The sequence below is a fragment of the Corynebacterium tuberculostearicum genome, assembly GCF_046097255.1.
In the GTDB taxonomy this organism is placed as follows: domain Bacteria; phylum Actinomycetota; class Actinomycetes; order Mycobacteriales; family Mycobacteriaceae; genus Corynebacterium; species Corynebacterium tuberculostearicum_J.
Window position 1 is genome coordinate 850,280 of record NZ_CP175770.1, and the last position, 26,632, is coordinate 876,911.

General features: G+C 60.3%; 23 protein-coding genes. 11 read left to right on the forward strand and 12 right to left on the reverse strand.

What is annotated here, in order from left to right:
- Window positions 1-43 precede the first annotated feature (43 nt).
- Complete coding sequence (locus ACKFRY_RS04060; protein ID WP_408923257.1) at window positions 44-946, forward strand: DUF2262 domain-containing protein; 903 nt, start codon at window positions 44-46, stop codon at window positions 944-946.
- A gap of 155 nt (window positions 947-1,101) precedes the next feature.
- On the opposite strand, the gene cls is transcribed toward ACKFRY_RS04060, so the two are convergent.
- From cls to ACKFRY_RS04080, 4 genes are all read right to left on the reverse strand, one after another.
- Complete coding sequence (cls, locus tag ACKFRY_RS04065) at window positions 1,102-2,565, reverse strand: cardiolipin synthase (protein ID WP_005325597.1); 1,464 nt, start codon at window positions 2,563-2,565, stop codon at window positions 1,102-1,104.
- Complete coding sequence (locus ACKFRY_RS04070) at window positions 2,566-3,375, reverse strand: exodeoxyribonuclease III (RefSeq protein ID WP_005325598.1); 810 nt, start codon at window positions 3,373-3,375, stop codon at window positions 2,566-2,568.
- Window positions 3,376-3,475: 100 nt separating this feature from the next.
- Entirely contained in the window at window positions 3,476-4,465 is a 990-nt protein-coding gene (locus tag ACKFRY_RS04075; protein WP_408923258.1) for a GNAT family N-acetyltransferase, read from the reverse strand.
- A complete protein-coding gene (locus tag ACKFRY_RS04080) occupies window positions 4,465-5,088 on the reverse strand; it encodes a peptide deformylase (RefSeq protein ID WP_005325608.1) in 624 nt (207 codons plus the stop codon). Before ACKFRY_RS04080 ends, ACKFRY_RS04075 begins: the two co-directional genes overlap by 1 nt.
- On the opposite strand from ACKFRY_RS04080, the gene ACKFRY_RS04085 reads away from it, so the two are divergent.
- The 3 genes from ACKFRY_RS04085 (at window position 5,087) to ACKFRY_RS04095 (ending at window position 7,513) form a co-directional block, all read left to right on the forward strand.
- Complete coding sequence (locus tag ACKFRY_RS04085; protein ID WP_179387016.1) at window positions 5,087-5,362, forward strand: DUF3263 domain-containing protein; 276 nt, start codon at window positions 5,087-5,089, stop codon at window positions 5,360-5,362. The genes ACKFRY_RS04080 and ACKFRY_RS04085 overlap by 2 nt on opposite strands.
- A gap of 23 nt (window positions 5,363-5,385) precedes the next feature.
- The gene (locus tag ACKFRY_RS04090) at window positions 5,386-6,195 is read left to right on the forward strand and encodes a LytR C-terminal domain-containing protein (RefSeq protein ID WP_408923259.1); all 810 of its coding nucleotides are present in this window, start codon (window positions 5,386-5,388) and stop codon (window positions 6,193-6,195) included.
- Between the two features lie 181 nt (window positions 6,196-6,376).
- Window positions 6,377-7,513 (forward strand): glutamate--cysteine ligase, encoded by a 1,137-nt coding sequence (locus ACKFRY_RS04095; RefSeq protein ID WP_408923260.1) that lies wholly within the window; start codon window positions 6,377-6,379, stop codon window positions 7,511-7,513.
- Between the two features lie 24 nt (window positions 7,514-7,537).
- Here ACKFRY_RS04095 and ACKFRY_RS04100 read toward each other — a convergent pair whose 3' ends face one another.
- The 8 genes from ACKFRY_RS04100 to ACKFRY_RS04135 all read right to left on the reverse strand — a co-directional run bounded on the left by ACKFRY_RS04100 (window position 7,538) and on the right by ACKFRY_RS04135 (window position 17,223).
- Window positions 7,538-9,013: a glycosyltransferase 87 family protein gene (locus tag ACKFRY_RS04100; RefSeq protein ID WP_408923261.1), complete on the reverse strand. Its 1,476-nt coding sequence runs from the start codon at window positions 9,011-9,013 to the stop codon at window positions 7,538-7,540.
- A 15-nt stretch (window positions 9,014-9,028) separates the two neighbouring features.
- Window positions 9,029-9,409, reverse strand: a complete 381-nt coding sequence (locus tag ACKFRY_RS04105) for a monovalent cation/H(+) antiporter subunit G (RefSeq protein WP_284767047.1) — start codon at window positions 9,407-9,409, stop codon at window positions 9,029-9,031.
- On the reverse strand, window positions 9,406-9,681 hold the full coding sequence (locus tag ACKFRY_RS04110; protein WP_049360305.1) for a monovalent cation/H+ antiporter complex subunit F: 276 nt from the start codon (window positions 9,679-9,681) through the stop codon (window positions 9,406-9,408). Before ACKFRY_RS04110 ends, ACKFRY_RS04105 begins: the two co-directional genes overlap by 4 nt.
- Window positions 9,681-10,208 carry a Na+/H+ antiporter subunit E gene (locus ACKFRY_RS04115; RefSeq protein ID WP_005325615.1) on the reverse strand — a complete coding sequence of 176 codons (528 nt, stop codon included), beginning with the start codon at window positions 10,206-10,208 and terminating at the stop codon, window positions 9,681-9,683. The genes ACKFRY_RS04110 and ACKFRY_RS04115 overlap by 1 nt, the downstream gene beginning before the upstream one ends.
- Complete coding sequence (locus ACKFRY_RS04120) at window positions 10,201-12,027, reverse strand: Na+/H+ antiporter subunit D (RefSeq protein WP_302258667.1); 1,827 nt, start codon at window positions 12,025-12,027, stop codon at window positions 10,201-10,203. Before ACKFRY_RS04120 ends, ACKFRY_RS04115 begins: the two co-directional genes overlap by 8 nt.
- Window positions 12,020-12,520, reverse strand: coding sequence for a Na(+)/H(+) antiporter subunit C (locus tag ACKFRY_RS04125; protein WP_200435710.1), 501 nt, complete (start codon window positions 12,518-12,520; stop codon window positions 12,020-12,022). The genes ACKFRY_RS04120 and ACKFRY_RS04125 overlap by 8 nt, the downstream gene beginning before the upstream one ends.
- Entirely contained in the window at window positions 12,521-15,502 is a 2,982-nt protein-coding gene (locus ACKFRY_RS04130; protein WP_408923262.1) for a Na+/H+ antiporter subunit A, read from the reverse strand.
- A gap of 353 nt (window positions 15,503-15,855) precedes the next feature.
- The gene (locus ACKFRY_RS04135; RefSeq protein WP_408923263.1) at window positions 15,856-17,223 is read right to left on the reverse strand and encodes a dipeptidase; all 1,368 of its coding nucleotides are present in this window, start codon (window positions 17,221-17,223) and stop codon (window positions 15,856-15,858) included.
- A 239-nt stretch (window positions 17,224-17,462) separates the two neighbouring features.
- Here ACKFRY_RS04135 and ACKFRY_RS04140 point away from each other — a divergent pair, with 239 nt between their 5' ends.
- From ACKFRY_RS04140 to ACKFRY_RS04170, 7 genes are all read left to right on the forward strand, one after another.
- Window positions 17,463-19,433: an OPT family oligopeptide transporter gene (locus tag ACKFRY_RS04140; protein ID WP_408923264.1), complete on the forward strand. Its 1,971-nt coding sequence runs from the start codon at window positions 17,463-17,465 to the stop codon at window positions 19,431-19,433.
- Between the two features lie 232 nt (window positions 19,434-19,665).
- Window positions 19,666-21,312 carry a chaperonin GroEL gene (gene groL / locus ACKFRY_RS04145; protein WP_005325634.1) on the forward strand — a complete coding sequence of 549 codons (1,647 nt, stop codon included), beginning with the start codon at window positions 19,666-19,668 and terminating at the stop codon, window positions 21,310-21,312.
- A 688-nt stretch (window positions 21,313-22,000) separates the two neighbouring features.
- Window positions 22,001-22,183 (forward strand): hypothetical protein, encoded by a 183-nt coding sequence (locus ACKFRY_RS04150; RefSeq protein WP_200435715.1) that lies wholly within the window; start codon window positions 22,001-22,003, stop codon window positions 22,181-22,183.
- A 35-nt stretch (window positions 22,184-22,218) separates the two neighbouring features.
- On the forward strand, window positions 22,219-22,365 hold the full coding sequence (locus ACKFRY_RS04155) for a hypothetical protein (RefSeq protein WP_005325636.1): 147 nt from the start codon (window positions 22,219-22,221) through the stop codon (window positions 22,363-22,365).
- A 153-nt stretch (window positions 22,366-22,518) separates the two neighbouring features.
- Window positions 22,519-23,418, forward strand: a complete 900-nt coding sequence (gene ppk2 / locus ACKFRY_RS04160) for a polyphosphate kinase 2 (protein ID WP_005325638.1) — start codon at window positions 22,519-22,521, stop codon at window positions 23,416-23,418.
- Between the two features lie 276 nt (window positions 23,419-23,694).
- The gene (locus ACKFRY_RS04165; RefSeq protein WP_408923265.1) at window positions 23,695-24,843 is read left to right on the forward strand and encodes a lysophospholipase; all 1,149 of its coding nucleotides are present in this window, start codon (window positions 23,695-23,697) and stop codon (window positions 24,841-24,843) included.
- 106 nt (window positions 24,844-24,949) lie between these two features.
- Window positions 24,950-26,620 (forward strand): metallophosphoesterase family protein, encoded by a 1,671-nt coding sequence (locus ACKFRY_RS04170; RefSeq protein WP_408923266.1) that lies wholly within the window; start codon window positions 24,950-24,952, stop codon window positions 26,618-26,620.
- Window positions 26,621-26,632 lie beyond the last annotated feature (12 nt).

Below are 26,632 nucleotides of genomic sequence, written 5' to 3' on the forward strand. Positions count from 1 at the left end.
TGCCCCAACTTTGCAACAGCACCGGGTGAGTTACCATTGCCGCATGCTGTCGCTTTACGAGGAATTTCCTGATGCCCCTGTTACGCAGAGGAGCGCTAAGGAAGAGGAAGTCGAATTCCACTTCATCGTCTCCTCGGTGCCGGAAAAGAGGGTCGTGGGTGACGACTACGCCAAAGACAAGCTCAAACTCCAACTTATGCTTATGCCTGGTGTAGCTCTCCGGTTACTTCCCGACGGGGAAGTAATCACCGGGGGGATCAATGTGTGTTACCCGCACCTGTTTCACACCCGGCAGGGAAAGACGCTCTGGGATCCGCGGGAAATCGCCGATCTGGAGCCGTTCAAGGTGTATCGCGCGCGGGGTAGCTACTTCTTTTCCGATATCAGGAAGGAACCCTACGTCACCATTTGGGAAATGCTTGATCCGCTGCCCGACCCAGAGATGGAGGAACTCTCGGCCAAGACTGCCGAACCGGTGATCTTGGAGGCCAATATCGGACAACTGGTCCTTGACCGGACGTTTTCGACTTTCGAGGGTAAAGCGGACGACCTCGGCGTCGAGGTCAGTATTTGGTACGAGGGGCCGGAACTGCTCCTCGCGGGCCAGGGGAACATGGCGAAGAAGTTCAAGTCGGCGCTGAGCTTCATCAACAACGTCCTCTCCCAAGAGTACCTCGATAGCGCGCGCATGCTGGGGGCCGAAAAAGCACTTCCGGCCGCGAACCGGTGGCGCCACGATGTGGCCGAGGCGGAAGGGAGGCCGACACCCGCCCCGAAACTCGGGGTGGAGGACGTCTACGCCAAGCTGACCCCGACTGCGGTGAACATTCCCCACAGGGGAAACATTGGCGTCGAGTTCGACGACGGGTACATGTTCGGTGGGCACCCCGTGACGGTGAAGACGAAGAGGGACGGAACTCCCACCTCGATCGAGATGGACGTCTAAGATGACGGTTTTGTTGGTTGATCGGCTCGGGGTATAGATCTACAGGGATATAGTTATAAGCTACCTGGGAAAATCGATAAACCCGCAGGTTGAAGTGCCTTCGGGTGGGTAAATATGCGCAGTCTTCGCTGAAGCCGTTGCAGCCAGTACCCGCTTTATTGCAACGCGGAGGTAAGACGCATGACATTATCCACGTAGCGGCGGATAAATCCGCGCTCATTCCATTCCTCAAGGGTCAGCTCGTGGCATACGGCCCGGTAGTTGGATACGAGCTGGTTGAACTGGTCAATGAGGTCTCCCTTGGCCACCAGCATGGTGGATTCGTAATTTAGGCCGAACGAGCGCGGGTCCATATTGGAGGAGCCGAACATGCACAGCGGATCGCGGCCGGGGTCATCCGGGTCGGTGATGATGAACTTGGAGTGCAGAACAAAGGGATAGGGGAATTGGTAGATGTGCACGCCCGCCTCCAGCAGCGCCTGGTAGTAGGAGGATTGGGCGTGGTTGACCATGAATTGGTCCGCCTTGGCAGAGACATAAAGTTCCACGTCCACGCCGCGGTAGCAGGCGGTGGTCACGGCCTCCAGTAGGGATTCATCCGGGACGAAGTAGGGCGAGCACAGTACCAGCCGGTCCTTGGCGTGGTGTACCAGGGAGTTGAACATGCGCAGGTTGGGCTCAGTGGTGTAACCCGGCCCGGAGGGGATTATCTGGAGGTGGTTGGCGTCGGCAGTCTGGGCGTCGTCATATGGCAGCTCATCCAGTGGCAGGTTCTCTTCTGCCTCGAGGTACCAATCCACGGCGAAGATTGCGGACATGGAGGTCACAATCGGGCCGGAAAGCTCCACCATGTAGTCAATCCAGTAGCGGTCCTTGGTCTTGTACTGGCGCTTAATCATATTCAGCGAGCCAATAAAGCCCACCTTGCCATCGATAATCACCAGCTTGCGGTGATTGCGCAGGTCAGGGCGGCGGAAGCGGCCCTTGTGCAGCTGGATGGGCAGCATGAGATGCCAGTCGACGCCAATCTCCGTTAGCCGCTTGCCCAGCTTGAAGTAGCCCTTGTACTTGAAGCTGCCGATCTGATCCAAGAGCAAGCGCACCTTTACACCTCGGGCGGTAGCCCTGCGCAGCGACTCAAAGAAGACGTCTGTGGTCTCATCCCAGGACTGGATGTAGATCTCGATGGATACATACTTCTCGGCGCGGTCAATAGCGGCGGCAATGGCGCGAATGGACTCGTCATAATCCGCGTGCAGGCCAAGGTTATGGCCCACCAATGCTGGGAACCCAGTCAGCTCGCGGTTAAGCCGAATAACCGACTCTACTTCCGCCGAAAGGAGGCCCTGCGGATGATCCGGGGTGCGGGCTGTGACGTTTTCAATCTTCTCATTGGCTTCTTGCTGGATGCGGTGGCGACGCCGGTTGATATACGGCGAGCCCATGAGCAAAAACAGCGGCAGGCCGATAAACGGCAGCACCAGAATTGCCAGCAGCCACGCGGTTGAACTGGAAGGTCGGCGGCCTTCGGGCACGAAGCCAACGGCAATGATCTTGATGCCGTAATCAAGGATCAGGAATACGAGCTGCCAGAAGCTGAGATCAAGAGACCAAGACATTTATCGCACGGAATTGAAATCGGGCAGATTGTAATCTGCGAGAAGCGGACAGTGATCGGAGGTTTTATCGCCGGCGCGCTCGACCATGTCTACTTGCGCGCCGGTCACGTGCTGGGCAAGCGGGGCTGAAGCCAACTGGAAGTCGATGCGCATGCCTTCGTTCTTTTGGAAGCGCATGCCCTTGTAATCGAAGTAGGTATAGCGCTGGTCCTCCGTGAACCGGCGAGTAACTTCCTCGAGGCCTGCTTCTTCCAGCATCTGGAACGCGGCGCGCTCTGGCTCGGTGACATGCGTCTTGCCACGGAAGGCCTCTATATCCCACACGTCCTCATCGCGCGGGGCAATATTGAAATCACCGCTCATAAGCAATTTGGACTGCGCATGATTTTCCGCATAGCGCGCCAAGTGATAGAGAAAGTCCAGCTTGTAGTCATAATGGCGATCCGTGATCTCGCGGCCGTTGGGCACGTAGAGTGACCAGATTTCTACGCCACGGATGCGAGCCCCTAGTGCTCGGGCCTCACGGTCTTGCGGCTTTTCTGGATCTTTGGCAAAGCCTGGCTGGCCCGGAAAGCCGATAAAGACGTCCTCGGGCTCTTCCTTGGACACAATGGCCACGCCGTTCCACTGGTTGAGCCCGTGGCAGGTGACATGGAGACCCGCATCCTCGAAGACCTCGCGTGGAAACTTATCGTCTTTCACCTTAGTTTCTTGCAGGCACAAAACGTCGATGTCGTGCTTGGAGATAAGGTTCAGCGCCCGCTGTGTGCGGGTACGGACGGAGTTAATATTCCACGTGGCGATGCGCATGCCACATAGGTTACCTGGGTAGTGAGTCAAGCTCACTACCCAGCCCACAAGGAGTCCCATAACGTTCACCGCCCAGACCGGAAGTCCGCAGCGCGGAGAGCTAGTCGCGCAGGCGGGCGTAGATGCGCCGGTGCTGCTCGATGAAGCCGAGCTTCTCCGCCAGCCGCACGCCGGCGATATTCGAGGTCGGCGCGGTGAGGTACGCGTGCTCAGCGCCGTTGTTGTGGCCCCAGTGCAGCAAATGTTGGAGCGCGAGCGCTCCGTATCCGCGGCGGCGGAAGTCCTCGGCCACTTCGATGGAAGAAAGACCCAGCCACGTGGTGCCATCGCCGGATTCGCTCAGGGTGCCGCGGGCGATGGCGACGGTCTCGCCATCGAGGACCAGGCGGCCAAAGCCGAGCGGTCCCTCGATGTGAGCGCCAAGGCTCTGCAACGCGTTGGCAGGAAGGGCATCGGTGCGGGATTGATACATCGCCAGCCACTCGTCGTCGGGCTGGGCGGTGAGGTGGAAGGTGGGGGAGGTAGAGGGGGCGTCGGCAAGCGTGGGCAGATCCCTCAGGACCATGGCGAGGATCTCTGGCTCGGTCTCCCAGGCGGGGTCGGCGAGCAGGCGCTCGGCCGGCTTGCCAATGCGCTCCGGAACCAATAGGCGCACCGGCAGATTGTGGCGGGAGTAAAAGGCCTTAATCTCCTCCAGTGGCACTGGCGTAAAACCGGCCGAAGGGCCTACCGGCACGGCCGAGTTGGAGTGGCCGGAAACCCCGTCGCTCGCGCGCAGCAGCCAGGAACCATCGCTGGTCCAGGCGTGGTCTGTGCCGGGGAAGGCCGAGGCCGCGGCAACCTCCACGGCGCGGATATCGGAATTGCGGACCATGCGCGGGGAAAGGCGCTTAATGATCTTCAGCTGCTCCGGCGGGATCTCCACCGCCTCCAGGTCGGAAGGGTAGCCGCCGACCTCTTGTGGGCGAATGACCAGCGGGTCGAGGCTGAGTACGTGACCGATGACATCGCTATGCACATCGCCGAAGTCGCGCCGGGCCACCACGCGCTCGCCCACCTGGACGGCATCGGAGCGGAAAATGCGAGACATTAGTCGTCGTGGCCGAAGGGATCGGCGTCCTCACCCGGTACCCAGGAATAGCCCGGCTCGGTCCAGCCGTGGCGCTTAATGGCCTTCTTGGCCTGGCGCTTATAGCGGCCAATGAGGGTATCGGTGTAGAGGAAGCCATCGAGGTGGCCGGTCTCGTGCTGCAGGCAGCGGGCGAAAAAGCCATAACCCTCGACGGAGATGTCATTGCCGTTTTCGTCCTTGCCGGTCACGCGCGCCCAGTCGGCGCGGCCGGTGGGAAAGCCCTCGCCCGGCACGGAGAGGCAACCCTCGTCATCGGAGCCGTCGTCGGCAGGCATGGTCTCTGGAATCTCGGAGGTCTCCAGCACGGGGTTGATAACGCAGCCCTTGCGCATGCCCGCCTCCTCGGACGGCAGCTCGGTGCCATTGGGGCCGTCCGTATCGGGGCAGTGGTAGACAAAGAGGCGCTTGCCAATTCCTACCTGGTTAGCGGCCAGGCCCACGCCATTGGCGGCGTCCATGGTTTCATACATGTCCGCGATGAGTTGCTGCATTTCCGGGGTGGAAATCTCGGATTCTTCCACCGGTTGGGTGGGTTCGTGAAGCACGGTCTCGCCGTGGATAACGATGGGGCGAATAGTCATGCCTTACAGTTTAGGCATGACCCCCTTGTCTGACCTAGACGCCGCCATTTTGGACTTCGAGGAAACCGCGCCGCGCAGCATCGGCCGCAAGGAAGAGGCCATCCGCGCGCAGCTGGACATCTCCCCGGTGCGCTACCACCAGCGCCTAAACCTGCTTCTCGACGCCCCCGCGGCCGCCCAATCCCACCCCCTCCTGGTTGCACGGCTGCGGCGCCTGCGCGAGGAGCGAGAAGACACGCGGCGCGCCGCGCGGGGAAATACCCCAGATAGTTAATTCTGAGTACTAGTGTTGCGTATGTGACTAATGTGAATCCGGAAAATTCGACCGACAAGGTATCCGACGAAACCCGCGCCGGCTCCGCTGCCGGTGCGTCCGCTTCCCGTGCAGCTAAGCGCCCCGCTGGTGGAGGCGCGCACGCTAAAAAGGGCGGCCTCCCGCTGCGCGGCCTGGCAATGGTCCTCATCGCCGTGGCCGTCATGCTCGGCCTTTGGGCTTTGTACTCCATGACCTCAGGCGACGATGACTCCACCGTTGCCTCCGAGAGCACGCAGGAAAACTCCACCGGTTCCACCATCGGTGCCGCGCCCGAAGGCTCCGCTGGCCCCGACGCCGCAGGTTCCCGTGCCCCTGGCGCGCCAGGCGCTTCCGAGGGCGCGAGCGCCCCTGCCCCCGCACCGGCGCCAGGTGAGGGCGAACGCGACGGCGCAGGCAACCCGGCCGCTTCCGGCGCTGCCGATGAGCGAGCCGCGGCCGAGGGAGATGCCGCCGCAGGCGAGGAAAACGCCCATTCCGCCGCGCGCGACCGCAACGATATTAAGGTCAGCGTCCTCAATAACTCCGGCGAGGTAGACAAGGCCAAGAAGGAAGCCGATTCCCTCAAGGGCGGCGGCTTCAAGGTTGGCTACGTGGGCAACCTGCCGGGCGATGTCCTCACCGTTCCGAAGACCACCGTCTTCTTCCCAGAAGGCGATGCCTCCGCTGAGGCTCTGGCCAAGGAGGTAGCCGCCCGCTACCAGGCCGATATCGCTCCGATGAACCGCGACCTGCCTAAGGAAGCAACCGATGACGGCGCCGTCGTCGTCGCCCTGGCGGTACCGCAGGCCTAAGCAAGCCGCGCACCTAATTTAAAGTCCAAGGCCCTCCGGCCGAAGAGCAAGTACCATAGTTCTTCGGCCGAATGCCTTGGACTTTTTGTGATCTGAACTTTTCCGCGCCCGCAGGACCGCCGGTGCGAACAGGTTAAATAAAATTCACGTCTTAATACCTGTCACCCGTTAAGCTGAATGGGTGAAGATCCCGGCAGAACAATTCGCCCGCTCTCCCGAACCAACGCTCGGCGTGGAATGGGAGGTGGCGCTCGTGGACCGCGACACGCGCGACCTTGTCCCGCGCGGCGCAGAACTTATTGACCTCGTCACTGCAGCCCATCCCGAGATCCATCTGGAAAAGGAATTCCTCCAGAACACGGTGGAGCTGGTCACCGGCATCTGCCATACCGTGCCGGAAGCCATCGCTGACCTGAACACTTCCCTGAAAGCGGTGGAAGAAGCCGCCGATAAGCTGGGCGTAGATGTCTGGGCCTCTGGCGGCCACCCGTTTACGGACTTCCGGGAGAACCCGCTTTCGGAAAAGCCCAGCTATCAAGAAATCATCGCGCGCACCCAGTACTGGGGCAAGCAGATGCTGCTATGGGGCACGCACGTGCACGTGGGCGTTAGCCACGAGGACCGCGTATGGCCCATCATCAATGCGCTGATGACCAAGTATCCACATCTGCTGGCCATTTCTGCGTGCTCGCCCGGGTGGGAGGGCCTCGATACCGGTTATGCCTCCAACCGCACCATGCTGTACCAACAGCTGCCCACCGCAGGCATGCCGTATCAATTCCGCGATTGGGCCGAGTGGCAGTCCTATATGCGCGACCAAGCCATTTCCGGCGTTATCAATCACACCGGTTCCATGCACTTTGATATTCGGCCGGCGTCCAAGTGGGGCACGGTGGAGGTGCGCGTCTCTGATGCGACGTCCAACCTGCGCGAGCTCTCCGCCATCGTGGCGCTGACCCACTGCCTGGTGGTCTACTACGACCGGCTTATCGACGCCGCGGAGCCCCTCCCCATCCTGCAGCCCTGGCACGTAGCAGAAAATAAATGGCGCGGTGCCCGCTACGGCATGGATGCGCTGGTGATTACCTCCCGCGAGACCGATGAGGCCTGGGTCAAGGACGAGCTAGCGGAAATGGTGGACGAGCTTAGCCCCATCGCGCGCGAGCTGGGATGCGTCAATGAGCTCAAACTCATCCACGAAATTATCGAAGGCGGTGCCGGCTATGAGCGGCAGCGCCGCCTCTTCAAAGAGACCGGCAGCTGGCGCGAGGTGGTCGAGGAGACCTGCCGCGAGTTGCGCACCTTCCGCCCACTCTAAAGCGGCGGGCAGGCTGGTCCGGGGCTAGTCCTCTGCGCGCGAGTGGCGCCCGTAGGCCGGCGTATCCGGGATATCGGTGATGTCCTGCGCCGCCGGGAACGCGCGCGTTTCCGGCCCCACCGCGGGCATTTCTGCCGTTTCATCGCTGACGGGTTGCGCTGCCCGTGAATGACCTTGACCCCCACGGCTCGTAGCTGCGGTATTAAACGAGCGTGCTGGGCGTACAGCGGTTTCCGCGGTAGCGGGCTCGGGCTGCGCAGGCAGGTGGTGGCGGCCCGGGGCGGGCGCTTCCTCGGCCGGCTGGGTGCCGGGGATAAAGCCCCACACCGCGTAGAAGGCGATAAAAAGGACACCGGCGCCGGTGAAGGCCAACATTCCCCACGGCTGCAAATCCCAGTGGTTGAGCGAGCGGCTCGCCGCAGATAGCCACACGGGTGCGGAGATGAACGGCAGGGTCACCGCACACATAGCGAGCACCGACACGAGGCCAGCGAACTGCGCGCCGAGGAAACCGGGCAGGCGCTTGCCCAGACCCTGGTTGACGGCAACTAGCACGACGACGGCCAGAGGCACCGTCCACACCCAGTGGTGGTACCAGGAGAAGGGGGAGACCAAGCAGGAGCTGATGCCGGCAAGCGCAAGTGCGGCGGAATTATTGCGGTGCTTCATCGCGGTGCGCAGCGCCAGGCAGGTCAAGATGAAGACCACGACCACGGCGGTAAGCCAGATCCAGCCGCCATCAATGCCCCAGGCGCGGACCATCACCGAGCGAATCGACTGCGCACCGGGGTTGGTGTGCTCGCCCACGCGCGAGGACTTAAAGATAGCGTCGGTCCAGAAATCGGCGGCATCCGGAATGGTCACGAAACCGATGGCAACGGTCACCGCAAAGGTAAGGATGGCGATGATCGCTTGCCACCAGCGCTTCTGGAAGAGCAAAACCAGACCCATATAGGCCGGGGTGAGCTTCATACCTGCGGCCAAACCAATTCCGATGCCCGGCAAAGCGCGCTTGCGCGGGAGGATGTCCAAGGCCACGAGCAGCATCAAAAAGATGTTGATCTGGCCAAAGAATAAGGTGCCGTGCACCGGCTCATTCGCCGGGGTGCAGCACAGCAGCAAGATGCCCAGCAGCCACATTGCCGGGGAGAGCTTGAGCCCGCGCTCGCGCAGGACCAGCATAATAACCGTGAACAAGGCGAGGGCGGTGCCGCCCTGCCAGAGGAGGATTAAGGGGGCGTCGTCAAGCGTGGAAAGCCACGTGAAAAGGGTGCCGGAGAAGGGCGGATAGGTAAAAGGCAGGTCGCCAATGTAGGCGTTATCGTAGAGGTCCGCGCCTTGGGCCACCTCGCCGCCGGCGAGCCAATAAATCTTCAGATCCAGGGGAACGCGCCACACAAAGGCGCTATTGCCGTCGAAGATGCTGAAGCGGTAGACGATGACGCCGACGAGAGCGGCGAGCAAAGTCACCATAGTGGGAAGCCCATAAAGCTTTTTCACGGTGAAAAGCGTCTCCTACTTGCGGCGCAGCGACTTCGCGGCGGGTCGGTCGTTGCGGGACATGGTTTCCTCGGTGCCGTACAGGCCCTCACGGCGTGCAATACGCGAGGTGCGCTGCGCGGTTACCGGGCTAGTGAACATGGCAAAGAGTACCAGCAAAACGAGTATTCCTAAATCCCCGCGCTCGGCAACGCTGAAGGATTCCGCGCCCGTGATGCGGATGATGGCACCAAGGATCGTCAGGATAAGGCCGGTGGTTTGCGGCTTGCTTACCGCATGCACACGAGACATGGTGTCCTTGAAGCGGGCGATGCCGATAGCCGCCGCCAAGGTGAGGACGCTGCCGCCGATTATCAGGATGAGCGAGAGCACATCTGCGATGAAAGACCAGCTCATTGATTATCCCTCTTCCTAAACCTAGTGACGGATACGGTGGAGATGAATCCCAGCAGCGCAATGACCAGCATGGCTGAGACCACGGTCGTGTTAAGCGACCAGCACATATAGGTAGCCAGTGCGCACTGGAACATCGCGGTAAAGCCATCCATGCCCACCAAGCGGTCCAGCGAATTGGGGCCGGTGACAATGCGCCAGACGGTGATGAGGAAGGAGACCACCAGCAGCGCGGCGGCCACCAGCAAAATCGCGTTATAGATCTGCGGATCCATTAGGGGTGGCTCCTTTCAAAGATGTCGATGAATGAGGCCTCAAGGTGGGCCACGGCACCGATTTCGCGCTGAATCTGGGCCTCATCGCGGGCGTCTAAGATATGGACGGTAATCATGCGATTGGCAATGTCGATATCGGTCACCGTGCCGCCTGGCTGCAGGTTATACAGCGTTACAGCCAGGGAGAGTACGAACTCATTATCCAAGCGCATGGGCAGCTCCAAGATGGCGGTCTTGGGCACCGGCTGCGGGCGCACGGCCAGCCAGCCCACCTTGAGCGAGGCGTAGAACAACTCCCAGAACCAGCGGAGCATGAACACAATGAGCTTGCCCCAAGAGACGTCGATGCCGGTGATAGGCATGGCCGGCAGCGGCAGGGCAAAGACAATGACGAAGCCGATGATAAGCCCGGCTACCAGGTTGCCCACGGTGACCTCGCCCATGAGCATGCACCACATGACTACCAGCCAGACGATGAACCACGGGCGGAAGCGGTGGCGCAGGCCGGAAAAGCGCGTGTTAGTCATCGCTAATATCCTTCCTCTTGGCGGCGTCCGGGGACTTTACATCCGTGGAATGCGAATCGCGGCCGCCGGCTTCTGGGTCGGTGCGGGCATCTAAGCCCGGTGAGGCCGGAGGCTCCGCCTCGGGGGAGGGGTTGCGGCGATTTTCATAGGAGTCCGCGCCGCCGGTGTAGCGCTCCTTCTGGTTGAGGTGGCGGGTGGGATCATCCGCGCGGTCGCCCAGCACCGCGTACTGGTAGATGGACGTATCTTGTGCGGATTCGGCAGCGCGGGTAGTCACGCCGGACATTGGGCCGGCCAGGAAGGTAATGGACGTAGACGCGGCCACCAGCAGGGTAGTAGACGCAATCATGCCAAAGGGCACGCGGCCCACATCCTGGCGGGAGGAAAATTCCACCTCATCGGTGATATCGGAAAGCGGGGCGGGGCGCGCGAGCGCCATGTTGCCTTCCGGGGCATCGGCGCGGTCGCGCTGGAAGCCCTTGGCCCATACCAGCATCATGACGTAGAGGGTCAGCAGCGAGGTAACCACCGCACCGACGATGAGCACCCATGCCATCCAGGAACCTTCATTCGCACCGGCCTGCAACAAGATGACCTTGCCCAAGAATCCGGAGAACGGTGGGATGCCACCCAGGTTAATGGCCGGGATGAAATACAAGATTCCGATCAGCGGGGCCGAGTACATGAGCGAACCCAAGCGGCGCAGCGACGAGGTGCCGGCCTGGCGCTCAACGAGTCCGACCACCAGGAATAGCGCGGTTTGGACCAGAATGTGGTGCACGGCGTAGAAGATGGCGCCGGACAGGCCCTGGGCGGTGCCGAGGGAAACACCGAAGATCATGTAGCCAATGTGGCTAACCAGGGTAAAGGATAAAAGGCGTTTAATATCGGACTGCGCAATCGCGCCTAAGATGCCCACCAACATCGTGGCGAGGGCGACCCACATGAGCACGGTATCGAGCCCACCGGCGGTGAAGACGGAGGTGCGGGCGCGGATAATGGCGTAGACACCGACCTTGGTCAGCAGGCCGGCGAAGACGGCCGTGACTAGCGACGGCGCTGTGGGATACGAGTCCGGCAGCCAGGCGTCCAACGGAACCACGGCCGCCTTAATACCGAAGGCGACGAGCAGCGTGGCAAAGATGGCGATGCGAGTTCCCTCCGGGATGTCCTGCATGCGCTGGCCAATCTGGGCCATGTTCATCGTGCCCACGGAGGAATACACAAAGCCCAACGCGAGCAAGAAAATCATGGACGAGGCCATGGACACCATCACATAGCCCACACCGGCGCGCACGCGACCAGCCGAGGCACCCAGGGTCAACAGCACATACGACGCCACGAGGAAGACCTCGAAGCCCACGTAGAGGTTGAACAGGTCGCCGGCCAAGAAGGAAATATTTACGCCCATGGTCAGCAGCATGTAGGTGGGCAAGAAGACGGCCACCGGCTCGTCCTTGGTGCCATCGCGCACGCCCTGGGAAATGGCGTACCAAATGACAGAAAACAGCACCACGGAGGACGTAAAGAGCATCACCGCAGAGAGGCGATCCGCCACAAGCGTGATGCCCACTGGGGCGTCCCAGCCACCTACCTGCAGCGTTTGGATGCCCTCAAAATCTGCAATGAGGATGAGGGTGGCATTAACCACTGCGGTAATGAGCAGCGAGAAGAACACGATCTGGCGCTGCGCATTGGGGATGCGGCAAAAAATCAAGGCGAGGGCCGCGGCCACCGCCGGGATGATAATGGGCAGCGGAATGAGGTAGCCGATGTAGGGAAAGAGGACATCGACAAGCGGCTGTACGGTCTCACTCATCGTGGGCCCCCTTTACTGGTTGCTCGAAGGATTCGGGTCCGAAGTTATCGCCTTGCTTGGTGGCGCGGCCCGTGGTCGGATCATTGGACTCATCGTGGTCCGGGTTGGCGGCCGCATTGCCAGGGCGCGCAGCCTTAGCCGCAATCGCGGTATCCTCCGCGTCATCTTCAATGACATCGTCCGTGCGGTAGCGGTACTGGCGGTAGGCCAACGTAAGGATGAAGGCCGTAAGTGCCATGGAGATAACGATGGCGGTAAGAATCATCGCCTGCGCCAGTGGATCCGCAATCTCGGCGCCGTAAGGCTCCGACTCGCGGCCGTCGATAGGCGGGGAACCGGCCGAGCCGCCGGACTGCAGCAGGAAGAGGTTGGCTCCATTGCCCAGTAGCAACAAGCCCAACATCATCTTGGTCATGGTGCGGTCTAGCAGCAGGTAGACGCCTGCCGCAACGAGCACGCCTGCGGCCAGGAGGAGGAAGAGGTTGGCTTCCATTTATTTCTCCTTTCCTGTTGTCGCGGCTGTGCTTGCTGTGGCGGCTTGTTTCTTTTCCTTGCGTTGGGCCCTTTGCGCCTTTTGCTTGGCGGTGCGTTGGCGTTGCTGCCGGGCCAGCGAGCGGGCGCGATCGCGGGCGCGCTGCTTACGCATATCCTCTTCCTCATCCAACTTGGCGCCCAAGGAACTCAGGATGTAGAGCGTTAGCCCCACCACGATGAGGTAGACGCCCGCGTCAAAGACCAACGCCGATGGCAGCGAAACCTTGCCGATGAGCGGAATCTCCGGCGAGGTGTAGCCGCTGGTAAGCGGTGGGTGGCCAAAGAACATGGGGGTCACTGCGGCCAGTGCGGACAAGAAGAGGCCGGTGCCCATGGTGCGTCCGGCGTCGATAGGTAGGGTCTCTTCCAACTCCGCGCGCCCGCCGGCCAGGTAGCGCAGGATGAGCGCCAGCGCGGCGACGAGGCCGCCGGCAAAGCCGCCACCCGGGGCGTTGTGGCCGGCGAAGAAGAAGTAGAAGGATAGCGCGACCATGGACGGGAAGAGCACGCGGGTGGAGACATCGATCATCAGCGAGCGGTTGAGCGCTTGCTCCGATTCCACGCCGGCCGCCAGCCAGCGCCGGCCGGTCACCCGCAGGGTGGGGCGGCGGCTTTCGCGTCCGAAGGATTGGGTGCGATAAATCAGCGAGACCACGCCCAGCGCGGCAATGATGATGACCGTGATTTCGCCAAAGGTATCCCACGCGCGCAGGTCTACCAGTAAGACGTTGACGGTATTGGCGCCGTGCCCAATCTCCTTGGCTAGATCCGGCATGAACTCGGAAATGGGCTTGGACTGGCGGGCGTTGATGGCAAACATCGCAACCACGGTGACCGTCAGGCCCGTGCCCACCGATAGCCAGGCGCGCAGGCGGCCCATCTTGGGGTCTTGCTTCCACTCGGCGGAAGCGGGCATGCGGCGCAGGACCAGCATGAAGATAACCATCACGATGGTCTCCGTCAGCAGCTGGGTTAGCGCAAGATCTGGTGCACCGTGGAGCGCAAAGATAAAGGCGAGTGTATAACCGGTCACGCCTACGATGATGATGGCGGACAGGCGGTTAGCGGTGACCGTGGCGGCCACCGCGGCCACCATAATGATGACGGCGGCCACGATCTGCCAGGGATTTTCCGCCACAATCATCCGAATATCGGTGAGGTCGCCCTTGATGAGCATGGCTACCGGCAGCAACATCAAGGTGGCAAAGATGACCGTGAGGTTCAGCTGCAGGGAGCCGCGCTGCGTGGTTGCCGTCGTGCGCAGCGAGAGCTGGCGCAGAAGAGCGATGACCGAATCATAGGCATCATCCGCATTGCCCAGTGCAGGGTAGGGGAATTGCCACTTGACTAGGACTTGGCGCTGCCAGTGCATGACAATACCGCCCACAATAATGAGCATGGAAAGGCCCAGCGCCACGCTAAAGCCATGCCACAGCGCCAACTCACTATGCTCCTTCGGGCCGAAGGTGGAGTTGAGGTGCTGGTCAAAGGCCGCCGAGAGCGGCTTGGGGAATACACCCAGCACCACGGTTAGGGCGGTGAGTAGGGCAGGGGAGAGCCACAGCCCCATGGTGACGGGATGCATCTTGGCGACGGCTTCTGCTGGCTCCGTGCCATTAACCTCCGGCTTGGTAGCAAAGGCACCCCACAAGAAGCGCAGAGTATAAGCCATGGTGAGGATGGAACCGAGGACGTAGGCCACCAGCATCATATTGCGCGGCATGCCTACTAGAAGCTCCTCATGCATGGTGGCTTCCAGCACTGCCTCCTTGGCCACGAAGCCAAAAAGGGGCGGCACGCCGGCCATGGACAGGCCAGAGATGATCGCAATGCCGAAGAGGAACGGCTCCTTGCGGCCCAAGCCGGAAAGCTTGGTGATGTCCCTCGTGCCCGAGCAGTGGTCGATAGTGCCGACGACCATAAAGAGTGCCGCCTTAAATAGCGAGTGCGCAAAGGTCAGCGCGAGAGCGGCCTGCATAGCCTCGCGGGAACCTACAGCTGCGATGGAAGTAATAAAGCCCAACTGGGAGACGGTGCCATAGGCCAGCACCAGCTTCAGGTCGCGCTGCTTGAGCGCCATCCAGCCACCCAGCAGCATGGTAAATACGCCAAGGGAGATAACCACCACGTGCCAGGTGGCAACCTCATACATCGATGGCGCGAGGCGTGCGACTAGGTAGATGCCCGCCTTTACCATCGCGGCGGAGTGGAGATAAGCGGAGACCGGAGTCGGCGCCGCCATCGCACCCGGCAACCAGAAATGTGCCGGCGCGATTGCGGACTTCGTCAGCGCGCCCGCCAAGATGAGCACGATGGCGACCGTGACAAATGGCGTCTGGGCAAAGTGCTGATAGGCGGCGATATCGCTAAAGGTCCACGCTCCGGTCTGGCGTCCGAGCAGGATGATGCCCATGAGCATGGACAGCCCGCCCAGTGCGGTGACCATGAGTGCCTGCTGCGCGGCGCGGCGGGAAGAGGCACGCTCCGCGTAGTAGCTGACCAAAAGGTAGGACAGTATGGAGGTAATCTCCCAGAACACGTACATTAGCAGGAAATTATCCGCGGCCACCAGGCCAAACATGGCGGTGGCAAAGCCCACCATTTGTGCGGCGAACATGGCTAGGCGGCGCCGCGTGCCATCAAAATAGCCCCAGCAATACACCAGCACCAGCGCGCCCATGCCTAATATAATGAGGCTAAATAGCGCGCCCAATCCGTCCAAGCGGAGACTAAAACTCAGGTTGGCGGACGGCATCCACTCCACGGTGCGTTCGACCGCGCCGCCGTCTGTGAAGGTACCGCGCAGGAAATGCACGAGAGTCCATACGAAGCCTGCGCTGGGAACCAGTGCCAAAATTCCAAAAGCCGGGCGACCCATTCGCATGATGAGCAGCGGCGCGACCACGGAGGCGGCGATAAGAGCACCCAGAAGTACTAGCACGTTGGTTACTACGCTCCTTATGGTTGTGTCACCTTCTTATACCCCGCTGCCGCGAATACCACGGGCACACACACGAGAACACAGCTGACGAGAAGCGAGAACATTCACGAGCCGCGCGCCGCTGAGTACGACGCGGCGGCACAGTGCAAGCAACATGGCCGAGCGCGGGGCCAACTATTACCACTTTATCAGTTTTTCCACGGCTTTGAAAGGAATAATTCTATGCACTGTATTATATGCCGCTATTTCGGGCCGATTTAGGACAGAAATAAACCCCGCATCCCATCGGTTCGGGACGCGGGGAGTTGGCGGCAAGCCGCTAAACCGAAGCGGCGGCCGGGAGGGGTGAGCCCTTAGGCGTAGCGCTGCAAGAAGAGCGCTTCTGCGGCAGCGATGTTTTCGATCTCGGTGGGATCGACGGACTCATTGGCCGAATGGATGGTGCACTTTGGCTCCTCCACCCCGTAGAGGGCGATCTCCGCGTTCGGGTGAGCCTCTTGCAGCTCGGTGGTCAGCGGAATGGAACCGCCCATGCCCTGTGCAGCGGTATCCGTGCCGTAGGCCTCGGTGAGGCACTCGCCCAGTAGCGCGGCGGCGGGCTTTTGCGGATCGGTGGAAAAACCGGCATTGGCCTCGAGTACCTCGGCCTTCACGTGGGCGCCCCATGGGGTGTGGGCACGGAGGTGGTCACAGACGGCGTCGGCAATCGCAGCGGCATCGGCGCCGGCTGGAACGCGCAGGTTGAGCTGCGCGGAAGCGGTGGCGGGCACGGCGTTGACGGCCTCTGACACCGGGGTGGAGGTAAAGCCGGTCACGGTAATGGCCGGGCGGGACCAGACCATGTTGGCCACCGGGGTGGCACCGGCCGGGTCGTCTTCGCCCATGATCTTAGTGCCTTCCAACAGCTGCGCATCGGCGCGGAAGGCCTCGGCTGGGTACTCTTGGCCGGACCACTCGGCGGTGGTATCCACGCCGTCGATAACGGTGCGGCCGTATTCATCGGACAGGGAGTCGATGGCGCGCATCAGAGCCTTGGCGGCATCCGGTGCCGCGCCGCCGAACTGGCCGGAGTGCACGGCGGAGGCCAAGGTATCGACCTGGACGCCAATCTGCGCGCCGCCGCGCAGGGACGTGGTCAAGGTCGGCTGGCCCACAGCGGCGTTGCCCGCATCGGCGATGAGGATGGCGTCGGCAGCAAAAAGCTCCGGGCGATCCTTGATGAGCTGGGACAGGCCCTCGCCGCCGCGCTCCTCGGAGCCCTCGATGAGGTACTTCAGGTTCACCTTGGTGCCGCCGTTATTGTCCACCGCGCGCAGGGCGGCCAAGTGCATGGCCACATTGCCCTTGCAATCGGCGGCGCCGCGGCCGTACCAGCGGGTGGTGCCATCGGCGGCCTCGCGCTCGGTCAGGGTGAACGGATCGGATTCCCAAGCCTCGCGGTTGCCGGCCGGCACCACGTCATAGTGGGAGTACAGCAGCACCGTCTTGGCGCCTTCATCGCCCTTGCGCTCACCCAAGATGGCCGTGGAGCCATCGGCCGTGGTGATGGTTTCCACGCTCACTCCGGCCTCTTCCAGTGCGGACTTAACCCACTGGCTTGCGCCCTTGGTCTGGTCCTCCAAACCTTCCTCGTCGTGGACGGAATTAAAGGCCACGAGCTCGCTGAGCTGGCGGAAAATGGTCTCGCGATCGTTGCGAATGCTTTCATTAAGTGCAGTCATGTTTTCTACGGTACCCGCCCGCCCCAAGCTATAGAGCAACCGGAATAGGAAAACGCTGGGGTGGTGAACTAAAATTTTTTTCATTCCACCCTGTGCGGATTCTGTCCGTTCGGACTCAAACCGAGGAAAGAAACCGGTACCAAACAGATAGAAACGGACGTAGCTGGCCGCGGCCCGCTGTAGACCGCTGCGTGGGTGAAACAAGAAACTTTCATAGCCGAGAATAGAAAGGACCTGGCATGGCGAACGCATCATCCGCCGCAGGTTCCAAGGCCTCCCTGCCCGAGCTGACTCTGCGCGGCATCATTATCGGTGGCCTGATCACCCTCATCTTCACCGCCGCCAATGTGTACTTAGGCCTGAAGGTGGGCTTGACCTTTGCTACCTCCATCCCGGCCGCCGTGATTTCCATGGCGGTGCTGCGCCGGTTCAAGGGCCACAACATTAAAGAAAACAACATTGTGCAGACCATCGCCTCTGCCGCGGGCACCTTGTCCGCCATCATCTTTGTCCTCCCGGGCCTGGTGATGGTGGGGTACTGGCAGGGCTTTGGCTTCGTGCAGACGGCCGGCGTGTGCATTATCGGCGGCGTGCTGGGCGTGATGTATTCCATCCCGCTGCGCCGCGCCTTGGTCACCGGCTCCGATCTGCCCTATCCGGAGGGCGTGGCCGCGGCCGAGGTCCTCAAGGTGGGCGATGAAAATGCCTCCGGCACCAGCCAGGAAGAAAATGCCAAGGGCCTGCGTGTTATCGTCGCGGGTGGCATTACCTCGGCCGTTATGGCGCTGCTGACCGCAATGAAGGCCGCCGCCTCCGAAGTCACCGCCTATTTCAAGCTCGGCGCTGGCGCGACCACCCTGGGCACCAGCCTGTCCACCGCGCTTATCGGCGTGGGCCACCTGGTGGGCCTGCCGGTAGGCATTGCCATGCTGGTAGGCGTGGTGATTTCCTACTTCATTTTGCTGCCCATTTTCACCACCGGCGATATTACGGGCGCCACCGCGCTTGCCGACGTCGTCGATACCACCTTCTCCGATGACATCCGCTTCATCGGCGTGGGCACCATGGCCATTGCCGCCATTTGGACCCTGCTGAAGATCGCCGCTCCCATTGCTGTGGGCATCCGCCAGTCCCTAGCCTCCTCGCGCGCCCGCAAGTCCGGCTCCACCGTGGATGTCACCGAGCGCGATATTCCCTTCCCTTATGTCGCCACCACCATCGTGGCGTTCATGGTGCCTATCGCGTTGCTGTTGTGGGACTTCGTACGCGGTACCGATATTCACGACCACATGGCCGTGCTCATTACCGTCTCCGTCCTCTTTACCCTGCTGGTAGGCCTGATTATCGCCTCCGTGTGCGGCTACATGGCCGGCCTGATTGGTGCGTCTAACTCGCCCATTTCCTCCATCGGCATCATCGCCGTGCTCGCCGCCTCGCTGCTCATCGCGGCCGTCACCCGCGGCACCACTGCGGATCCTCTGTCTTTGGTGGCCTACACGCTCTTCACCGCGGCCATCGTCTTTGGCATTGCCACCATCTCCAATGACAACCTGCAGGACCTCAAGACAGGTCAGCTCGTCGGCGCTACTCCGTGGAAGCAGCAAGTAGCGCTCATCATCGGCGTGGTCTTCGGCTCCCTGGTCATCCCGCCGATTCTGCAGGTCATGCTCAATGGCTTCGGCTTCCAAGGCATGGAAGGCGCCGGTGAAGACGCCTTGGCCGCCCCGCAGGCCGCCCTGATGTCCTCCGTTGCCTCCGGCATCTTCGATAGCTCGTTGGACTGGAACCTCATCTTTATCGGTATGGCCATTGGTGCTGTCCTTATTATTGTTGACGAGCTCCTGCGCAAGTTCACCGATAAGTACTCGCTGTCCCCGCTGGCCGCCGGCATGGGCATGTACCTACCGGCCGCCCTGACCATCGTCATCCCCATCGGTGCTATTTTGGGCACCTTCTATGACAAGTGGGCCGCGAAGCAATCCCACCCGGAGTTTGCCAAGCGTATGGGTACCCTCCTGGCTACCGGCCTCATCGTAGGTGAGTCCCTCTTTGGTGTGGTCAACGCCGGCATCATTGCCGCCGCTGGCGGCGACAGCCCGCTGGAAATCTTTGAGGGTGGTGCCTCCGCCACCGTGGTGGGCGTGATCCTCTTTATTATCGCGCTGACGTTCATCTACCGCTGGACCAAGCGCACGGTGAAGAGCTCCTAGTTTTTGATCCATTCCTTATATAATGGCGTCCCTTCGCGGGGGCGCCATTTTTTCTTGCAGTCACGGTAGGAGAGTGCCAGAATGGTCGTTAGCACTCGCACAGTATGAGTGCCAGATAAATCTACATCGTTGTGGTTGAGGTTGGTTCACACTCACCAGCCATGCCGTCGCGGGCGTCCGCAGCGAGAAAGACGTGAGTGTCGTCCTCAATAAACCAAGGAGCACAAACACAATGGCAAAGATTATCGCTTTTGATGAAGAGGCCCGCCGCGGCCTCGAGCGCGGCCTCAACACGCTTGCCGACGCCGTCAAGGTCACCCTCGGCCCCAAGGGCCGCAACGTCGTCCTGGAAAAGTCCTGGGGCGCCCCGACCATTACCAACGACGGTGTTTCCATCGCTCGCGAAATCGAGCTCGAGGATGCTTACGAGAAGATCGGCGCCGAGCTGGTCAAGGAAGTTGCCAAGAAGACCGACGACGTCGCAGGCGACGGCACCACCACCGCAACCGTGCTGGCACAGGCTCTGGTACGCGAGGGTCTGCGCAACGTAGCCGCAGGTTCCAACCCCATGGGCATCAAGCGCGGCATCGAGACCGCAACCAAGAAGGTTGTAGACTCCCTGCTCTCCTCTGCTAAGGAAGTAGAAACCCAGGAGCAGATCGCTACCACCGCTGGCATCTCCGCTGCTGACCCGGCCATCGGCGAGAAGATCGCCGAGGCTATGTACACCGTGGGCAACGGCTCCGTAAACAAGGACTCCGTTATCACCGTGGAAGAGTCCAACACCTTCGGCGTTGACCTCGAGGTAACTGAGGGTCTGCGCTTTGATAAGGGCTACATCTCCGGCTACTTCGCTACCGATATGGAGCGTCAGGAGGCGGTCCTGGAGGATCCGTACATCCTGCTGGTTTCCTCCAAGATCTCCAACATCAAGGACCTGGTTCCGCTGCTGGAGAAGGTCATGCAGTCCGGCAAGCCGCTGCTCATCATCGCTGAGGACGTTGAGGGCGAGGCCCTGTCCACCCTCGTTGTGAACAAGATCCGCGGCACCTTCAAGTCCGTTGCGGTTAAGGCACCGGGCTTCGGCGACCGCCGCAAGGCCACCCTGCAGGACATGGCCATCCTCACTGGCGGCCAGGTCATCTCCGAGGAGGTCGGCCTCTCCCTCGAGACCGCCGAGCTCGAGTACTTGGGCCAGGCACGCAAGGTTGTCGTCACCAAGGACGAGACCACCATCGTTCAGGGTGCTGGCTCCCAGGAGCAGATCGACGGCCGCATCAAGCAGATCCGTGCCGAGATCGAAAGCTCCGACTCTGACTACGACCGCGAGAAGCTGCAGGAGCGCCTGGCTAAGCTCTCCGGCGGCGTTGCCGTCCTTAAGGTCGGTGCCGCTACCGAGGTGGAGCTCAAGGAGCGCAAGCACCGCATCGAGGACGCAGTCCGCAACGCAAAGGCTGCCGTGGAAGAAGGCATCGTTGCCGGCGGTGGCGTAGCACTGCTGCAGGCCGCTTCCGTCCTGGATTCCCTGGATGACCTCAAGGGCGACGAGGCTACCGGCGTCAAGATCGTCCGCGAGGCCCTGTCTGCACCGCTGAAGCAGATTGCACACAATGCTGGCCTCGAGCCAGGCGTTGTTGCTGACAAGGTTTCCTCCCTGCCGGCAGGCGAGGGCCTGAACGCTGCTACCGGTGAGTACGTCAACCTCATGGAGGCTGGCATCAATGACCCGGTTAAGGTCACCCGCTCCGCTCTGCAGAACGCTGCTTCCATTGCAGCTCTGTTCCTGACCACCGAGGCTGTCGTTGCCGACAAGCCTGAGCCGGCCGGTGCCAACAACGGCATGCCGGACGCTGACGCTATGGGCGGCATGGGCTTCTAAGTCCAATCCCTGATAGGTCTAGAGAGACGGGGTCAGGCAAGGCCTCTAGCGGCCTTCTAGCCCCTTTTGAGCGCCCCGCTTCTGTGCTTTAGAGCGCATGAGGCGGGGCGCTTCGGCGTGTCTACACCACTTTGCATCGCCGATGCGATATGAGCGCATCGCGACTTTGTCGGGCAGATCGCTGAATCTGCTTGTCACTGTAGTTTTCTAATCGGCGCGCATGTTCAACTATCTATATCCAATTCATTGTGCAGACAGGCCTACAATTCAGCGCCACGGTACTTAACACGCGAACCATGCGCACCACTGACCCCGTATAGGGGTAATTTTAACGGGCTGAATTAGAAAAAATTTTTCGCTTGGGAAGGCTAGTTTACGGGCATAACTATCGTTCGCTACACCCCGAAGCGTTACAGTGTTAAATCCTATTTAACGCAATCGACTATCCGTCAATGGAAAATTGCAGTTCAGGGCGATTGTGCTGCGAGGTGAAAATTTTCCAATACCCCCTATAGGATATAGCTCATTTCTTATCAAATTGCCTAGATGTGAAGACACCTATGCAAACTTGACTTGCTTTAGATTGAACTTGTGCCAAAATATCTCTTGTGACGCCCACTGAGGGTGTCTGCAAACTGCAAACCCCTCCGCGGCAAATAGCTTCGGATCTATATGTAGGAGTTCAAACATGGATCTCTCCACCATCATCACCCACCTGGACAACTTCGTTACCACCTGGGAAGGCTGGGACAAGGTCATCAACAACACCGCTGAGGCTCTGGGCAACGCCCTCGGTTTCATCGGCTTCCTCGGTGACAACCCGTCCTCCTCCGACTTTGCTCCGGCAATGTCCTCCCTTTCTTCCAAGTAATAAATTCCCAATCCTAATTTTCAAGGAGAATTAAAATGTCTGATTTCCTGATGAGCTCTGCAAACTTCCTGGACACCGAGTGGGCTGCTCTGGTTTCCGATTTCAACTTCTACGGCTCCATCATGAAGCCGTTCATCGAGATCGCTAAGGGCGCTTCCGACCTGCTCGGCATGTTCGCATAAGAACATCCTTCAGTTCTGAGCTTTAACGCTCACTGAAGCAAGAAGGCCTACCGTTTCGGTAGGTCTTCTTTTTGTTTTGTTGGTCATCTGGGGGCAGGGGTAACTGCAGAAATTTAGCGCGCTAGATGTCTACATTCGGGTTACACTAAATGCATGGCTGATATTAAAGACGACGACCTTCCCGAGATCGACCTGGCAAAAACTGACGGCTACGTCGTCGATGGAACCGATGAAGATGATCCTTCGCTGATCATGCCGGATGGTTCCCCGGTTCAGACTTGGCGGGAAAATTACCCCTATGATGAGCGTATGACTCGCGATGAGTACGAGTCTGTGAAGCGCGCTCTGCAGATTGAGCTGCTGAAGTGGCAGAACTGGACCAAGGAGACTGGCCAGCGCCACATCATTATCTTTGAGGGGCGCGACGCGGCCGGCAAGGGTGGCACCATTAAGCGCTTTAACGAGCACCTGAACCCGCGTGGTGCTCGCACTGTGGCTCTGGAGAAGCCGTCGCCGCGTGAGTCCACCTCCTGGTACTTCCAGCGATATATTGAACACTTCCCGGCCGGTGGCGAGATCGTCTTCTTTGACCGCTCTTGGTACAACCGCTCCGGTGTGGAGCGCGTTATGGGCTTTTGTACCGAAAGCCAGCACGCGGAGTTCCTCCGTGAGGTTCCGATGCTGGAGAATATGATTCTTGGCTCGGGTATCTCCCTGACCAAGCTGTGGTTCTCGGTTACCCGTAAGGAACAGCGCACCCGCTTCGCTATCCGCCAGATCGACCCGGTGCGTCAGTGGAAGCTGTCCCCGATGGACTTGGCTTCGCTGGATAAGTGGGACGACTACACCCGTGCCAAGGAAGAGCAGTTCCGCTACACGGATACGGAAGAGTCGCCGTGGATCACTATTAAGTCCAACGACAAGAAGCGTGCTCGTATTAACGCCATGCGCTATGTGCTGTCCAAGTTCGAGTACACGAACAAGGACCACGATCTGGTGGGCGAGGTCGATGAGAACATCGTCAAGCGTGGTCGCGACCAGATTGGTGACTAGGTTGAGCTAAATTAGCCGCACATAAGGCGGGAAACTCGGCAAGTCCGAGTTTCCCGCTTTTTGTTTTCGGGGTACCAAAAGGGGGTAAATGGGAAAGAATAGTTTCGCGGAAATTAGGGGATTTTAAAGGGCTATTTCCGTGCGGTTATGTTACGGAACCGTAGGTAACATTGTCGAAAATTATTTGTGGTCTCCGTCTCAGGATATTTAGCATCACTGTTATCTCAATCTCATCTAGCACAAGGATATGACCTACAGCACCACGAGGAGACAGTGATGATGAAGAAGCACGTAACCGCCTGCCTGACGGCGGCAGCAGTACTGGCGGCACCAGTTGCGGTATCTGGCACGCTCACGGCAGGGGCAATCGCCCAGGAAGCCTCAGCACCTGCGCCCGCGGCAGACCAAAAACCAGATGTATTGGGGCGCCCAACTGTCTCGGAAAAGCAGGTATCCGATGAGGAAGGCTACTTCGACAGCGCTCACGGCGAGGGCGTCAAGATCTACTACCGCAAGCAGAAGGTGGCCAACCCACGCGGTGCGGTGGTTCTTGCGCACGGTGTCTCTGAACACTCGGGGCGATACGATTACGTCGCCAAGCGCCTGCTGGATGCGGGCTACAACGTCTACCGCGTAGACCACCGCGGGCACGGCAAGTCCGCGGGCGGCAGCGTGCCGCTGGGGCACATCGATAACTTCCAGTACATCCTCGATGACTTTGACCATGTGGTGGACATGGCCAAGGAGGAAAACCAGGGAGTAAAGACCTTCCTGCTGGGCCACTCGATGGGCTCGCTGACCGTGGAGGCCTATGGCATCCGCGAGCCGGGCAAGGTCGATGGCATCATCACCAACGGTGGCGGCGCGCCGCTGAACCTGTCGGGCAAGAATGTGGCCGGAAAGAATATCACCCCGGATGATATTTCGGAGACCCAGAAGAAGCTGGATCCCACCATCTTTGAGCGCCTACCGCTGGCGCAGCTCACCAGCTTCAACGCACACTATGCGCAGAACCTGATTCCGCACCGCACTGAAATCGGTGCACAATCGCCGGAGTGGAGCAAGAACATCAAGCTTTCTAACCCGTTCACGGATGGGGTCTCCACCAGCCAGGCGGTCAAGGACGAGTATGCTTCGAGCCCGCTCATCGCACAGAAGACTAGCGCCGGTACCGCCCTGCAGCTGGCGGCAATCGCGAATTATGACGCCGTCAATGCGGATCTCTTCACCGCACCGACGCTCATCATGCACGGCACCAAGGACGGCATTGTACCGCCGTACTTCTCCCAGGATTGGTACAACTCCATCTCTTCCGAAGATGTGGAGTATGTGACTTGGGAAGGCCAGAAGCACGAGGTCTTCAATGAACCGGCTGCCGATCAGGCCCTCGATACCGTCGTGGACTGGCTCGACCGCCACGCTTAAATCCACGCGGGACATAAGGAGAGAACTCTTGGCAGGCATACAGTGCTTGCCAAGAGTTTACGTATATGTAACCGCCTCGTTGCCCAGGCCGGATAGAAATTGAATTATGAAAAATAAACTCTGTGCTTTCTCATCTGTCCTGGCGCTCACCGGAATGGTAGGCGCGCCCGTTGCGGCGGCCCAGTCCTCGCTTCCGGGTTCCTCCTTTGGTTCTTCTTTGGGTTCATCGTTGGGCTCTTCGTTGAGTTCTTCACCGAGCTCGTCCCAGGGATCCTCCCAAGGCTCGTCCGAGGGGCCCTCCGCGGGCGACGATGCGAAGCCGGAGGAAGCCGCTGAGTCGCGGGTGCTGTGGCAGGAAAGCTTCGATGAGGTGGATACCCCGGCGTGGTTTACCCACCGCGCGCCGGAGGGGTGGGGCACTGACGTGCACGGCGTGGACTCGGGTGAGGCCCGCTGGAAGGGCTGGACCTTTGGCGATATGCGCCACTGGACCTGGGCATCTGGTACCGATATGCGCCACTATTTCACGCAGGCGCATGACACTTTCGCCATCATCGACAACAAGCAGCAGCGCCTGGCCGAGGGCGATTCCATGACCGCCAAGCTGGAAAGCCCGGCTATCCCTGTAGCGGGGCAGCAGCGAGTGAATGTGGAATTCGACCACCATTACCGCCAGGGCAAGGACGGGCAAAATGCCACGGTGACGGTCTCCTTCGATGGTGGGGAGACCCAGGAAATCGCTGCCTTTGATAAGGATGTCTTCTCCAAGCACGAGTCCATTGGCGTGGACGTGCCGGCCGGCGCGAAGAGTATGCAAGTTAGCTTTAACTACAACAACGGCAATGATGACTGGTGGTGGGCGGTGGACAACGTGGGCGTCGTCAAGCCGCTCGGTGAGCTTCAAGGCTCGCCGCAGGCTACCGTGGACGTGCTTTCCGACGTCCAGGGCGACCCCCAAGACTACAAAGACGCGGTCCGCCAGTTGAACGCTATGGAGGATAAAGCCGGGGCGCTGGTGCTCAACGGCGACCTCGTGGACGATGGCTCGCAGCAGCAGTGGGATGATTTCTTGGCCGCGCACAGCGAGGTACCCCACGATTCGGGCAAGGAATTGTGGACCATTGGCAACCACGAAATGTATGGCAAGGAAGGCTCTAAGACCTACCTTGATCGCTTCCTCAAATACTCCGGCCAGGATAAGCCGTGGAAGGAAGAAGTGGTGGATGGGGTGCCGCTCATTTCGGTGAATACCGAGTTCTATTCCGATATCCTGCGCCACGGCAAGGAGCCGTTCCAGCGCATCAGCAAGGAGCAGCTCGACTGGCTAGATGAGCGCTTGGCGTATTGGGATGCCAAGGGCACGCCGGCGCTAGTCTTTAGTCATCCGCTGCTGCCGCAGACGGTTTCGATGTCCCATTCGGCGTGGTACCAGAATGACTTTGAGGACCTCGAGGCGCTTTCCAATGTGGTCAACAAGTACAACAATATCGTGTGGTTTAGCAGCCACAGCCACTCCTCGCTGCACCAAAATAACTGGTGGGGAACCCGCCGCTACGACGGCACCGGCGAGGCCGGCCGCACCGGTTTCCCGGTGGTCAACACCGGCGCCATCCTCAATGAGTACCTGCCGGATGGCGATAATGACGAGACAATCGTCAAAGAAAAGGAAGAAGCCTCCACCGGACTGCGGGTCAAGGTCTTTGCAGACCGCGTCCGGGTGGAGGCCTGGGACTTCAAGTCCGGCGAGATGATTAAATACCAGGACTTCGCGCGGTAGGGCGCAGGCTAC

What these genes read in the sequence shown, in the direction of transcription:
- ACKFRY_RS04115 (WP_005325615.1), bottom strand. Translation starts at nt 10,208, where the DNA reads ATGACTAACACGCGCTTTTCCGGCCTGCGCCACCGCTTCCGCCCGTGG.
- cls (WP_005325597.1), bottom strand. Translation starts at nt 2,565, where the DNA reads ATGTCTTGGTCTCTTGATCTCAGCTTCTGGCAGCTCGTATTCCTGATC.
- ACKFRY_RS04150 (WP_200435715.1), top strand. Translation starts at nt 22,001, where the DNA reads ATGGATCTCTCCACCATCATCACCCACCTGGACAACTTCGTTACCACC.
- ACKFRY_RS04080 (WP_005325608.1), bottom strand. Translation starts at nt 5,088, where the DNA reads ATGACTATTCGCCCCATCGTTATCCACGGCGAGACCGTGCTTCACGAA.
- ACKFRY_RS04110 (WP_049360305.1), bottom strand. Translation starts at nt 9,681, where the DNA reads ATGGATCCGCAGATCTATAACGCGATTTTGCTGGTGGCCGCCGCGCTG.
- ACKFRY_RS04085 (WP_179387016.1), top strand. Translation starts at nt 5,087, where the DNA reads ATGCCTTACAGTTTAGGCATGACCCCCTTGTCTGACCTAGACGCCGCC.
- ACKFRY_RS04060 (WP_408923257.1), top strand. Translation starts at nt 44, where the DNA reads ATGCTGTCGCTTTACGAGGAATTTCCTGATGCCCCTGTTACGCAGAGG.
- ACKFRY_RS04170 (WP_408923266.1), top strand. Translation starts at nt 24,950, where the DNA reads ATGAAAAATAAACTCTGTGCTTTCTCATCTGTCCTGGCGCTCACCGGA.
- ACKFRY_RS04125 (WP_200435710.1), bottom strand. Translation starts at nt 12,520, where the DNA reads ATGGAAGCCAACCTCTTCCTCCTCCTGGCCGCAGGCGTGCTCGTTGCG.
- ACKFRY_RS04155 (WP_005325636.1), top strand. Translation starts at nt 22,219, where the DNA reads ATGTCTGATTTCCTGATGAGCTCTGCAAACTTCCTGGACACCGAGTGG.
- ACKFRY_RS04120 (WP_302258667.1), bottom strand. Translation starts at nt 12,027, where the DNA reads ATGAGTGAGACCGTACAGCCGCTTGTCGATGTCCTCTTTCCCTACATC.
- ACKFRY_RS04135 (WP_408923263.1), bottom strand. Translation starts at nt 17,223, where the DNA reads ATGACTGCACTTAATGAAAGCATTCGCAACGATCGCGAGACCATTTTC.
- ACKFRY_RS04140 (WP_408923264.1), top strand. Translation starts at nt 17,463, where the DNA reads ATGGCGAACGCATCATCCGCCGCAGGTTCCAAGGCCTCCCTGCCCGAG.
- ppk2 (WP_005325638.1), top strand. Translation starts at nt 22,519, where the DNA reads ATGGCTGATATTAAAGACGACGACCTTCCCGAGATCGACCTGGCAAAA.
- ACKFRY_RS04070 (WP_005325598.1), bottom strand. Translation starts at nt 3,375, where the DNA reads ATGCGCATCGCCACGTGGAATATTAACTCCGTCCGTACCCGCACACAG.
- groL (WP_005325634.1), top strand. Translation starts at nt 19,666, where the DNA reads ATGGCAAAGATTATCGCTTTTGATGAAGAGGCCCGCCGCGGCCTCGAG.
- ACKFRY_RS04105 (WP_284767047.1), bottom strand. Translation starts at nt 9,409, where the DNA reads ATGAGCTGGTCTTTCATCGCAGATGTGCTCTCGCTCATCCTGATAATC.
- ACKFRY_RS04165 (WP_408923265.1), top strand. Translation starts at nt 23,695, where the DNA reads ATGATGAAGAAGCACGTAACCGCCTGCCTGACGGCGGCAGCAGTACTG.
- ACKFRY_RS04075 (WP_408923258.1), bottom strand. Translation starts at nt 4,465, where the DNA reads ATGTCTCGCATTTTCCGCTCCGATGCCGTCCAGGTGGGCGAGCGCGTG.